This window comes from Bacillus sp. EB106-07-01-XG149 (assembly GCF_058791555.1).
The window spans coordinates 172,590-185,457 of sequence record NZ_JBYTDP010000006.1 but is presented as its reverse complement, the minus strand read 5'-3'; the positions used below and the strand labels follow the sequence as shown (position 1 = coordinate 185,457).

Sequence of the window (12,868 nt, the reverse complement as noted above, 5' to 3'; positions counted from 1 at the left end):
GTTTTTTACGTCTTATATTGGAATAATTCCGATTACAATTCCCGTAATTAACATCACCATTGTCGTTCCAACAGCCCAAAGTAACGTAAAGCGTTGATGTTCACCAAAATCAACTTTGGCCATTCCGACTAATAAATAAGTGGAAGCGACAAGAGGACTTAATAAGTGAACAGGTTGCCCGAGTAATGAAGCGCGTCCCATTTCAGCTGCACTAATTCCGTAAGCAGCCGCAGCTTTCGTTAAAATAGGTAGTACCCCGAAGTAAAATGCATCATTGGACATGAAAAATGTGAACGGCATACTAAGAAGAGCTGTAATAATCGGTAGTTGTGGCCCAAGAGCGTCAGGTATAAGAGTAACTACACTTTGAGCCATTGCATCTACCATTTTTGTTCCTGATAAAATACCAGTGAAAATTCCAGCGGCAAATACGAGAGAAACAACCGCTAATACGTTTCCTGCGTGAGAAGCAATACGTTCTTTCTGTTGTTCTAAGTTTGGATAGTTAAGCATAACAGCAATAGCGAAAGCGATTGTAAATAAAACAGGTAACGGCATAACTTCTAGTATGAGACAAACAAGTAAGGTAACAGTTAATAAAAAGTTAATCCATAGAAGTTTAGGGCGTTTATGAACGGCAGCTTCTACTGTTGCAGCTTGCTCATCCATCGTTTGCATTTGTTTTAAATATTGTACATCCATAATTCCTAATCGTTTTCTTTCCTTTTTTCCAAGATAGTAAGCAACGAAAACGACCCAAATTGCACCAGCAATCATTCCTGGTATAAGTGGTGTAAAGAGCTCTGATGCGTCTAGTCCAAGAGCACTCATAACCCGAGCTGTCGGTCCGCCCCATGGTGTAAGATTTGTCACTCCTGCTCCTAACATAACAACCCCAGCTAATATAAGTGGATTCATTCCAAGGCGTTTATATAATGGGTACATTGCGGAAACCGTAATCATATACGTTGTTGTTCCATCCCCATCTAATGAAACGATAATAGTAAGAATCGCTGTACCAACAACAATTTTTAAAGGATCTCCTTTTACAAATTTTAAAATCCTACTAATGACAGGATCGAATAAACCGCTATCAATCATAATTCCAAAATACAAAATAGCAAACATAAGCATAATACCAGTAGGTGCTAGTTTTTGAATTCCTTCTAACATCATAGGTCCCATATTTGCATAAAAACCACCAATTAATGCGAAAGTAATTGGAATTAATATTAATGCTACTAGTGCCGACATACGTTTCGTCATAATTAAAAACATAAAGACAAATACCATCGCAAATCCAAGTAGTGCTAACATGTAATCTCCCCCTCAAAAATGATTGCGCTTTCAAAATGTAATGAAAATTCAGAAAAAAGTGTTTTTTATTTATCATAAAAGCATTCATTCAAATGGTAAATAATTTGAAAAATAACATCATTAGAAGCATAATTTTTATTTTGGTCATTTTGTTCACGGTAGTTAATTTGAATTTTTAAAAAGTAAGCTGCTCTCCGTAAGAATGGTAGAATAAGATGAAAATATTGAAGTGTGAAATAGGGAGTAGATTTTATATGAAAACGAGAATTGAAGAGATTTATAGTTCTTATGAAGGAAAAGTAGAAGAGATTTTTGTTAATGAATCTTCTTACGTATATGAGTGGGAAAATTTAATGATGATCCGAAAAAATAACGGTGAGCTTGAAAAAGTTGCGGTCGGTATTAGTGGAAATATAAGATTAGTAAATGTAGTTGTTGGGCAACAAATTAATACAGATATATTATTAGTTAAGTTAGAAGATGATTTATTAATTACAGGTTGTGAATGATGAGAGATGTGTAGAAATGACTGCACATCTTTTTTGTTCCATATATTACAAAAAGTACATTGTTTTTTCACAAATCTCACACAAGTTTTTGATATTCTCTTTGTGGAAGATGCGGTTAGGGAGGAAATAAAATGAGAACAAAGTATGTGATGTTTGCTATATGCTTATTCTTTGTCTTTACAATAGTAGGATGTGGTAAGAAACAAGCAGAGGCTGTAGCAATTGATGAGAAACATGATAAGTGTGATATTTGCCAAATTGGGGTAATGGATAATCAATTTGCAACAGAAGTCATTTTAGAAAATGGAAAAGCGTTAAAGTTTGATGATATCGGTTGTATGTATAAATGGATGGAGATTAATCCAGGTGAAAAGACGAAAGAAAAATTTGTTCGAGATTATGATTCGAAAGAGTGGATTTCATTAGAAGATGCGACTTACGTATATGATAAAACAATAAAGACACCGATGGCCTATAATGTCATTTCATTTGAAAATAAAAAGGATGCAGAAAGCTTTGTGTCTAACTATAAAGGGAAAGTTCTTTCATATAAAGAGCTAGCAGAGCATAAATGGGAAATGAATAAAGAAATGATGGGGAACCCGAAAAAAGGAAATCACGGTGGACATCATTAATAATAGAAAAGGACAACTATATAGTTGTCTTTTTTTATTATTACTCAGGTGCAAATATAGAAAAGGTGTAAAATTTTTAGAAGAACGGTTACAATGGAATATAGTAACCTAAAGCAATCATTTATGTACTTTTTAGAAATGTATACAAATGCGGTAAAATCGTGCTAAACTAATTGCTTCATAATGTTAATGATGAGGCCATCAGGCACATCATTCCAATAGGTTGAGAAACATAGTATAGGTTTTAAGATAATCCGATTAAAGAAGGAATATAAAGGGCTTATGGATAAATGTACTCAAGAAGAGTTATTGTATGTGATGGAGGAATGGTTAAGAAAACATTATCTTTCATAGGAGCTGTAGTTGTGAGAAAACAAAAAATTTTATTATGTATGTTATTAGGACTTTTAATGACGGTAGTGGCTTGCGATAAGCAAGAGGAGCCAGAATCGAAACCGGTTCATGTGAAAAACGAAAAGAAAAAAGAAAAGCATAAAGAACAGGAAGAACCTAAAGAAGAAAAAAGTATAAATTTAATGGACAAACAGTTGCTACTTTCTGCGACTCTTGGCGACACGGAAACAGCTATGAAGCTGATTCAAGATGGAGCCAATATAAACGTAGAAGGTGACAACGGAGAAACTCCTATCCTTGCAGCAACGTATCAAAATCATGTAGAGACAGTTAAAGCATTAATTGGTGCAGGTGCTAATATTGAAAGTAAAGATGAGAAACAAAGTAATCCATTTCTTTATGCAAGTAGAGAAGGATATACAGACATTGTAAAGCTACTAATTAATGCAGGGGTTAATACGAAAGAAATTACTAAATCAGGTGGAACAGCACTCATTTCTGCATCTGAACGTGGCCATATAGAGGTTGTAAAAGAATTGTTAGAGCATACAGATATTGATGTGAATTATAGAAATGCTCGTGGTGGAACGGCTTTAGTAGAAGCAATCGTATTAGGAAATGGTAGTGAAAATCATAAGAAAGTAATTCAAATGCTTATTGACCACGGGGCAGATGTAAATATGGCCAATAAGGAAAATATTACGCCACTGCAATATGCTGAAAAAAGAGGTTTTAAAGATATTGCAAATATGTTGAGGTTAGCTGGAGCGAATGAAGTCGTACAGCCACAACCACAACCAGTGGAATAACAAGATAAAGAAATAAAAAGTACGAAATAATCTCATTTAGATAGACAGAATGAAGAAGTCATTTAGTATGATGGATTCAGTAATGTGTATTTGAATGGGATTTTTGTTTTGTGCATGAAAAATAGATTATGAATGGTATATGGAGTAACTAAGGAGGATATAAATGAGGCTTTCAGAACTTGATTTAATAGCAATTCAGGTAGAGGTTTTATTTGTTCATAATCAAGTAGGAAAAATGAAATATGTAAATGAACAAGGGAATCCGAAAGCACCACGCTTTTTTCTTGGCAGAACTCGTGAAGGGAGTATAACGAGATATCATTGTGATCTGGATGATGGAACGGTAGGTAAGATTGAGAAATTAATTCGAGAACCTTCAAATCATATAGAGATAGCAAAGATCATTGATGTATTAAATGAAGAAAGAACAGTGAAAAATATTTGGATGGGCCCTGCTTTCATGTTCTCGAATAATTTACATAAGCCAACTAGAGCAATACAGATAACAGAGAAGAATAAAGGGCTTTTGCGAGAAAATTTTCCTAATCTAATAGAACAGATGGAATGGAGGCAACCTTACTTTGCAATTGTAAAAAATGAAAAGGTAGTTTCTATATGTTGCAGTGCTAGGAGTACGCCTCTAGCTGCTGAGGCGAGTGTGGAAACTTTAGCGGAGTTTCAAGGGAATGGATATGGTACTGATGTTGTTACAGCATGGGCGATATCGATACAAGAAGAAAAACGCATTCCACTTTATAGTACTTCTTGGGATAATTATGCTTCACAAGCAGTTGCGAGAAAACTAAAACTGATTAACTATGGAATGAATTTGCATATCACTTAAATTTTGAAAATAGTTGTTTGCTGTTGGGGTTCATTCGTATATTTAGATTATTGTTAAAAAATATGGTGAATATTAACATTCGATTAACATCTAATTAACAATCTATCAAAACTGACTTAATAAATGCGTAATATAGTAAAGGTAACAGAATAACTAGGGTAGAGAACATTTGAGAACACCCGCTTACATATAACGTGCCACTTTCTTAGGTGTGCTCTATTTCCTAGAGTTCAAATAAGGAGAAAGGTGTTCTATGTAAGTAGGTGTTTTTAGTTTGGATAAAAATAGAAAAGCTAGGTGGAACGAATGTTTAAAGAACCTTATATCGCGATGATAAAAGATTGGAAAGGGTACAAAACATACAAAAAATTACCGAAAACAGTTTTTCTTATGACTGGTTCAATGCTGGAGTTACCAGAGCGTGTATATGAATTACAGAAGCATGGACATGATGTATTTCTTCATTGTGATTTTATACAAGGTTTAAATACAAATACAGAGGAAGCTCTTTTGTATATTCAAGATGTTATCGGGGCGCAGGGTATTATTTCAACAAAAGGTTCGACAATTCGAAATGCTAATAAAATTGGATTAAAAACGATTCAACGCATTTTTATTGTTGATACTTTATCTCTTACAAAATCAATTGAGAATTGTAAAACGACTAAACCGAATGCGGTAGAGATTATGCCTGGTATTATGCCTTCCATTATTAAGCAGTTAGCAGAAGAAATAGAATTTCCTATTATTGCAGGCGGACTGATTCAAACACGAGAAGATGCGGAAATTGCTATTCGTGCAGGAGCAAGTGCAATTTCAACGAGTCATTATGAAGTATGGATACACGAAGAAAAAAGGAGTGCAATCTTGTGATTGAATTGAAAAATGTTTCAAAGGTGTATAAAAATGCGGAAGAGACAGCAGTTAAAGGTGTATCGGTTCACATTAAAAAGGGCGAGTTTTTTGTTTTAGTTGGACCTTCAGGATGTGGGAAAAGTACACTATTACGAATGATTGCTGGCTTAGAAGAGATTTCTTCGGGGGACTTAATTATTAATGAACATGTTGCAAATGATTTAGAGCCGAAAGACCGTAATCTATCAATGGTATTTCAAAATTATGCGCTATATCCACACTTATCTGTAGAAGAAAACATTTTATTCGGACTTAAGGTAAGAAAAGTACAAAAAGAAGAGCGACAAAAGCGATTAATGGAAGCAATTGAAATGGTAGGACTGAAAGAGTATGTAAAAATGAAGCCAGGACAATTATCAGGGGGACAAAGACAGCGTGTTGCGCTTGCTAGGGCGATCGTGAGTCAAGCACCAATTTGTTTAATGGATGAACCACTTTCGAATTTAGATGCGAAATTACGTGCGCAAATGAGGATTGAAATTAGAGAAATTCAGCAACGGTTAGGAATTACAATGATTTACGTTACTCACGATCAAATAGAAGCGATGACTATGGGAGATCGTATCATGGTCTTAAATAAAGGAAGCATACAGCAAGTTGGAACACCGCTTGATATATATAACGAACCAGCGAATGAATTTGTTGCAAGCTTTATAGGGTCTCCTTCGATGAATATAAATGATGGAGAAATGGACAAAGAAAAAGGTGTATTACATATAGGGCAATTGCAAATTCCATTATCTAATGGACTGTTAAAGCAATTACCAGAAGGAACAATTCGAATAGGCATGCGTCCTGAACATATTGAACTGTCTGGGGAAGGGCAAGAAGTCACGTTACAATCTGTAGAAGTATTAGGGAACGAATCTATATTAAATTTCGCGGTAAATGGAATAACTTGGAGTGCAAAAGTCATTGGACAGCTACTCCTGAACAAAGGTGACAAAGTAAAATTATTATTCTCGCAAGATAAGTTATGCTTCTTTCACCAAAATACGAATGAACGATTAAAAGTGGTAGCTGAAGAAGAGTTGAAAGTGGTGGCGAAATAATGATTGAGGTAGGCAAGTTACCAGCACAAGCAAAAGTGTCAAAAAAGAAGAGTTTATGGAGTAAAACGAAAGATTTAAGAATAGGATTATTATTTTTGGCGCCACCTATTTTACTATTTTCGATTTTTCTTTTTTATCCATTATTTAGGACGATTTACTATAGCTTTTATTTAACAGATATACACGGAGAAGCTAATCTTTTTGTTGGCTTAGAAAATTATCAATACTTATTTTCTGATCCTGCTTTCTACAAAAGCATAAAGTCAACTTTATTATTTGTTGTATATACAGTGCCTACGAGTATTATATTCGCTTTATTTCTTGCATTGATTGCAAATGGAAAAGTAAGAGGTATTGGGTTATTCCGTGTGTTATTTTCTTCCACTATGGGAATATCAGTAGCTGCTAGTGCGGTGATTTGGCTATTTTTATTTCATCCAAGTGTCGGGTTATTTAATAATATATTAGCCTCTATGAATCTACCTGCAATCGCATGGTTAACGAGTCCAGATTGGGCATTGTTCTCTGTATCGGTTACAACGGTTTGGGTGAATACAGGATTTGCATTTTTAGTTATATTAGGTGGTTTACAAAATATTGATACGTCTTTATATGAGAGTGCATCTATAGATGGCGCTAGCTATTTATATAAGCTTCGCCGTGTTACATTACCGATGCTATCACCAACTTTATTCTTTATCGTGACAGTAACGTTAATTAGTGCGTTCCAAAGCTTTGGACAAATTGATATTTTAACGCACGGTGGACCAAATGATGCAACAAATTTAATTGTGTACTCGATTTATAAAGAGGCGTTTGTGAATCATCAATTTGGAACAGCAAGTGCACAAGCGATGATATTATTTGTTTTCATTTTCATTGCTACATTACTTCAATTTAAGTTTGCTGAGAGAAAGGTGCATTATAAATGATCGTTAAACAGTGGAAACAAAATTTCCTATTATATATGCTGCTCATTATTAGTGTAGTAATGGTGTTTTTTCCTGTACTCTATGCGTTTTTAATAAGCTTTATGACACCAGATGATATTCAAATGAGAAGGCTATTTCCGACCCAATTTACTTTCGATAATTTTATTAATATTTTTCAAAAAGTACCGCTTTTGACATACTTGTACAACAGTTTAGTTGTATCGACAGTCGTTATGATTGGACAACTTATCGTATCAAGCTTAGCGGCTTATGCTTTTGTCTTTTTACAGTTTAAAGGAAGAAACCTTATTTTCTTCCTGTTTATTTCAACGATGCTTATTCCGTGGGAAGCAACGATGGTACCGAACTTTTTAACGATTCAAAACTTCGGTTGGATCAATAGCTTTGCTGGGATGACAGTGCCGTTTTTTGCAACAGCTTTCGGTATTTTCTTGTTACGTCAACATTTTATGACGCTTCCGAATGAACTGAAAGAAGCAGCTTTTATTGAAGGGATTGGAAATGTAAGGTTTTTATTTAGCGTCGTAATTCCGTATTGTAAAACGAGTTTTATTACGCTTGGAGTATATAGTTTTTTAACAACATGGAATATGTACTTATGGCCACTCTTAGTGACCACTGATGAAAAAGTAAGAACAGTTCAAATTGGTGTAAAGCAGCTTCAGTCTCAAGAAGTTGCAACTGATTGGGGAAGCGTAATGGCCGGTGTTACGGTTATTGTCATTCCAACACTGATTTTACTATTTGTAGGGCAAAAGCAATTACAACAAGGATTAACAAAAGGTGCAATTAAATAACCAAGAGAAGGTGAGATTAAAATGAGTTTAGTTAAAAAAGGTGCTGCTCTATTAATGGCAGCAACAATGGCATTATCTAGTGCCGCTTGTTCAAGTAGTAAAACGGAGGGGAAATCTGAAGCGCAGGCAAAAGTAGCACCAGTTGAAAAAAATGGTGATAAGACTGTAATTCGTTTTTGGCATGCGATGGGTGGAAAAACACAAGGCGTACTAGATGGGCTTGTTGCAGACTATAATAAGTCACAGAATAAATACGAGATAAAGGCAGAGTTCCAAGGGACATATGAAGAGTCTTTAACGAAATTTAGAACGATGTCTGCTACGAAAGAAGCGCCAGCTCTTGTTCAGTCGAGTGAAATTACAACAAAATATATGATTGATAGCAAAAAGATTACGCCAATTGATAGTTGGATAAAAAAAGATAAGTACGACACCTCAAAGTTGGAAAAAGCAATTACAAATTATTATTCAGTTGATGGAAAAATGTATTCTATGCCATTTAATTCATCTACACCAGTACTAATTTATAATAAAGATGCTTTCGCAAAGGCGGGCTTAGATCCAGAAAAAGCTCCGAAAACGTATGCGGAATTACAAGAAGCAGCGAAAAAGTTAACGATTAAAGAAGGCGGAAATGTAAAACAATATGGATTCTCCATGCTGAATTATGGTTGGTTCTTTGAAGAATTGTTAGCGACACAAGGTGCTTTATATGTAGATAACGAAAACGGTCGCAAAGATGCTGCAAAGAAGGCGGTATTTAACGATAAAGAAGGACAGAAAGTATTTGGAATGTTAGATGATTTAAATAAAGCTGGCGCACTTGGAAAATATGGAGCAAGTTGGGATGATATTCGTGCCGCGTTCCAGTCTGGACAAGTTGCTATGTATTTAGATTCTTCAGCTGGTGTTCGCGACTTAATTGATGCATCTAAGTTTAATGTAGGCGTGTCATATATTCCATATCCAGAGGATTCGAAACAAAATGGTGTTGTTATTGGCGGAGCATCATTATGGATGACGAATATGGTTTCAGAAGAAACACAACAAGGTGCTTGGGACTTTATGAAATATTTAACGAAGCCAGACGTACAAGCAAAATGGCATACTGCAACAGGCTATTTCTCTATTAATCCAGATGCATACAATGAACCATTAGTAAAAGAGCAATATGAAAAATATCCACAGCTAAAAGTAACAGTGGAACAATTACAAGCGACGAAGCAATCTCCAGCAACTCAAGGAGCATTAATTAATGTATTCCCAGAATCACGAGATGCAGTTGTAAAAGCATTAGAAGCAATGTATGACGGAAAGAATAGTAAAGAAGCGTTAGATGAAGCTGCCAAAGCAACTGATAGAGCAATTAGTATTTCAGCTCGTACGAGTCAAAAATAAGAAAAAGCCGTATCCGAAAAAGGATACGGCTTTTTCAAGGAGATAAGGGATCAAAAAAATGAAGAAGTCTTATCTCTTTTATATGAGTAAAGGGTCTAGAATGAATCTTGTCCTTTTCATTATTTGTTTAACTCCATTGCAACTTGTTTGCCATTTACGAAAACCTCTGCCACCGCTACTACAACTTCCATCACTTTTTTCATGTCTCATCTCTCCTTGTTTTTTGTTTCATTTCTTACTTTTAGTATAAGGAAATATAGCACTTGCAACTATCGAATTGGATGACAAGAGACTTACATTGTTGTAAGGACAATCGTTTTATTTGTAATAAATGTGATTTTGAATATGGATTCAGAAATTTCTGTTGTTTTAAACTATAATTAGAAAGAGAGTGGCTTAGAAAGAAGGGGATAATATGAAAAGAATTCTTGTTATTAGTGATATTCATGGAGAAATAGAAAAGTTCGAACAGTTATTAGAAGAAGCTCAATATGATGCAAGACAGGATCAATTGATTTTATTAGGGGATTATGTAGATCGTGGTCCCAATGCGCGTGCAGTAATTGAAAAGGTAAAAGAGTTAAAAGAAGAGGGAGCCCTCATTCTAAAGGGCAATCATGAAGATATGATGATTAAGGCATTAACGACTGATGAGGAACGTTCATGGAATCATTGGGTAAAAAGGAATGGTGGAGATAAGACTTTATACAGCTATGGCTTTGTAGAAGAAGATATTGTGGTTAATGAAGAAGTTTTCCAAAAACCAATTTTACAATCGCATGTTTTAGAGGAACATGTAAAATTTATTCAAGAATTAGATCATTACATTGAAACAGAAGAGTATATATTTGTACATGCCGGTGTTGAGCCATTGAAGCGAGTTTCGGAATGTGAACCATATACGTTAATGTGGATACGTAATTAGTTTCATAGTGGGTATAGTGGTGAAAAGGTTGTTGTATTTGGTCATACGGAAACAAAAACGTTTCATGGTAGTGAGAATTGCGGCGTGTATTTTGGGAGTAATCGTATTATAGGGATTGATGGCGGTGCTGTATATGGTGGCCAATTAAATTGTTTAGAATTGCCGAGTAAAAAGGTGTACGTAGTAAAAAGTTGAAAGAGATAAGGGGAATCTTATTTCTTTCAATTTTTTATTAAGAAAAATTTAAGGAAGAATCTTTATAATAAATCTTTCAAATTTTATATTGAGAAAAACGTTAAAATGTAATTATAAATAGAATTGAACAATATGGTGGAAGGTGAGAATATGCGCTTACTCGTAGTAGAAGATAATGCTTCTTTATTAGAGTCTATTGTCCAAATATTACGCGATGAATTTGAAGTAGATACAGCATTGAATGGAGAAGATGGATTATTTCTAGCATTACAAAATATATATGACGCCATTTTGCTTGATGTGATGATGCCAGAAATGGACGGTTTTGAAGTAATTCAAAAAATACGTGATGAAAAGATTGAAACACCAGTCCTATTTTTGACAGCGAGAGATTCTTTAGAAGATCGCGTGAAAGGCTTGGACTTTGGTGGGGATGACTATATCGTTAAGCCATTTCAGGCTCCAGAGTTAAAAGCGAGAATTCGCGCTTTATTACGACGAAGCGGTAGTTTAACAACAAAGCAGACTATTCGTTATAAAGGGATTGAACTGTTCGGAAAAGATAAAGACGTTCAAGTAGATGGACAAAGCATGAAGTTAACATTAAAACAATATGAGCTTCTAGAGTACCTTGTTCAAAATAGCGGAAAGATTTTAATGCGTGAACAAATTTTTGATCGTGTTTGGGGATTTGATTCAGATACGACAGTAGCAATTGTAGAAGTGTATGTACATCATTTACGTAAAAAATTAGAGCCATTCGGTTATCAGAAAGATATTCAAACTGTTCGAGGTATTGGATATATATTAAAAGAACAATGAAAAAGGGAAGCATGTTTCAGAAAACACGCATTCGATTGACTATATTGAATTCATTAGTATTTATTATCTTAATAGGTGTATTAGGCAGTATCATTTATTCATACACATATAATCGTATTTATAATGAAGTAGATAAATCGATAGGAAAATCTGTTCAGCATAGAAAGAATTCAGATGATAAAAAACTACCTAAAAAAATTAGGGGATATCCTCCGATTGGGGATCCAAGGATAACGGAGTTAACTTGGCTTGGAAACACAGTGGAGATAGGTATTGAAAACGGCAAACGCCGTTTTATCTTTGAAGATAATTTGGAAAAGTTTTCTCCAAAGAAATTAGGAACTTTGCAAGATATAGAAGTGCAAGGGCAATATTTTAGAACGTTTGCATTTCAACAAGATACAAAAATAGTTCAAATTGTACGCGATATAACAGCTGAAAAAGAAATGTTAAATACTTTATTTTTAATTCTTGTTATTGGTTGTAGTGTAGGAAGTTTATGTGCAATAGGCATCGGCTTTTTCTTAGCCGGTAGGGCACTCATACCCATTCAAAATTCGTGGGAAAAACAGCAGCAATTCGTTTCGGATGCATCACATGAATTAAGGACACCACTTGCAGTTATTCAATCAAAAACGGATGTGTTATTTCAGTCACCATCTGCGACAATAGAAGAAAAAGCGATGGATATTTCTACGATTTCAAAGGAGTGTAGACGGTTATCTAAGCTTGTAACTAATTTATTATTGTTAGCACGTTCGGATTCTAATCAAATTGAGATGGATAAGAAAACATTTCAAATGGATACATTGTTAGAAGAAATAGTAGATCCATATAAGGAAATTGCTTCATATCAAGAAAAAGAGATGATATTGAAAGTAGAACATGACATATCATTTATGGGTGATAGAGAGAGAATTCATCAAATGATGGTCATATTGTTAGATAATGCGATGAAGTATACAAATGGGGGCGGACATATTCAAATCGATTGTACGCAAACGAGCAGCTCAATTCGTATACGGGTGAAAGATGACGGGATAGGGGTTAAAGATGAGGACATCCCAAAATTATTTGATCGTTTTTATCAAGGTGATAAAGCGAGAAGTGCGTCAGAAGGAGCGGGATTAGGCCTTTCAATCGCAAATTGGATTGTAGAAAAGCATTATGGGAAAATATTAGTAGAGAGCAAATGGGGAGAGGGTACTTGTTTTGAAGTGAATTTCCCTAAAAACCAAAGAATATAAGTGAGAAGACGATCTTGTTTTTACAAGGTCGTCTTTTTTTAAGGGAAAGTTAAGAAACTATTTATAACATGTATTATATACAGAAAGTTCGTTGCA

General features: G+C 34.7%; 12 protein-coding genes and 1 pseudogene. 12 read left to right on the top strand and 1 reads right to left on the bottom strand.

Going from position 1 to position 12,868, the window contains the following annotated elements; translation table 11 throughout:
- Positions 1-12 precede the first annotated feature (12 nt).
- Entirely contained in the window at positions 13-1,317 is a 1,305-nt protein-coding gene (locus tag AC3WTA_RS22875) for a CitMHS family transporter (protein ID WP_000880452.1), read from the bottom strand.
- A 254-nt stretch (positions 1,318-1,571) separates the two neighbouring features.
- Between AC3WTA_RS22875 and AC3WTA_RS22870 the strand changes: the two genes are divergently transcribed.
- The 12 genes and pseudogenes from AC3WTA_RS22870 (at position 1,572) to AC3WTA_RS22815 (ending at position 12,772) form a co-directional block, all read left to right on the top strand.
- Entirely contained in the window at positions 1,572-1,826 is a 255-nt protein-coding gene (locus AC3WTA_RS22870; RefSeq protein WP_000857382.1) for a hypothetical protein, read from the top strand.
- Positions 1,827-1,957: 131 nt separating this feature from the next.
- Positions 1,958-2,461, top strand: coding sequence for a nitrous oxide reductase accessory protein NosL (locus AC3WTA_RS22865; RefSeq protein ID WP_001259400.1), 504 nt, complete (start codon positions 1,958-1,960; stop codon positions 2,459-2,461).
- A 290-nt stretch (positions 2,462-2,751) separates the two neighbouring features.
- On the top strand, positions 2,752-3,624 hold the full coding sequence (locus tag AC3WTA_RS22860) for an ankyrin repeat domain-containing protein (RefSeq protein WP_000287346.1): 873 nt from the start codon (positions 2,752-2,754) through the stop codon (positions 3,622-3,624).
- Positions 3,625-3,787: 163 nt separating this feature from the next.
- Positions 3,788-4,468 (top strand): GNAT family N-acetyltransferase, encoded by a 681-nt coding sequence (locus AC3WTA_RS22855; RefSeq protein WP_001239733.1) that lies wholly within the window; start codon positions 3,788-3,790, stop codon positions 4,466-4,468.
- Positions 4,469-4,774: 306 nt separating this feature from the next.
- Positions 4,775-5,341, top strand: coding sequence for a glycerol-3-phosphate responsive antiterminator (locus AC3WTA_RS22850; protein WP_000472007.1), 567 nt, complete (start codon positions 4,775-4,777; stop codon positions 5,339-5,341).
- Positions 5,338-6,435, top strand: coding sequence for an ABC transporter ATP-binding protein (locus AC3WTA_RS22845; protein ID WP_000571376.1), 1,098 nt, complete (start codon positions 5,338-5,340; stop codon positions 6,433-6,435). Before AC3WTA_RS22850 ends, AC3WTA_RS22845 begins: the two co-directional genes overlap by 4 nt.
- Positions 6,435-7,367 (top strand): carbohydrate ABC transporter permease, encoded by a 933-nt coding sequence (locus AC3WTA_RS22840; protein WP_000573567.1) that lies wholly within the window; start codon positions 6,435-6,437, stop codon positions 7,365-7,367. Before AC3WTA_RS22845 ends, AC3WTA_RS22840 begins: the two co-directional genes overlap by 1 nt.
- Positions 7,364-8,185, top strand: a complete 822-nt coding sequence (locus AC3WTA_RS22835; protein ID WP_000635957.1) for a carbohydrate ABC transporter permease — start codon at positions 7,364-7,366, stop codon at positions 8,183-8,185. The genes AC3WTA_RS22840 and AC3WTA_RS22835 overlap by 4 nt, the downstream gene beginning before the upstream one ends.
- 21 nt (positions 8,186-8,206) lie before the next feature.
- A complete protein-coding gene (locus AC3WTA_RS22830) occupies positions 8,207-9,583 on the top strand; it encodes an ABC transporter substrate-binding protein (RefSeq protein WP_000060582.1) in 1,377 nt (458 codons plus the stop codon).
- A 415-nt stretch (positions 9,584-9,998) separates the two neighbouring features.
- Positions 9,999-10,703, top strand: a pseudogene (locus AC3WTA_RS22825) (metallophosphoesterase family protein).
- Between the two features lie 150 nt (positions 10,704-10,853).
- Complete coding sequence (locus tag AC3WTA_RS22820; protein ID WP_001238626.1) at positions 10,854-11,525, top strand: response regulator transcription factor; 672 nt, start codon at positions 10,854-10,856, stop codon at positions 11,523-11,525.
- Positions 11,522-12,772, top strand: a complete 1,251-nt coding sequence (locus AC3WTA_RS22815; protein WP_070169388.1) for a sensor histidine kinase — start codon at positions 11,522-11,524, stop codon at positions 12,770-12,772. Before AC3WTA_RS22820 ends, AC3WTA_RS22815 begins: the two co-directional genes overlap by 4 nt.
- Positions 12,773-12,868: the final 96 nt, after the last annotated feature.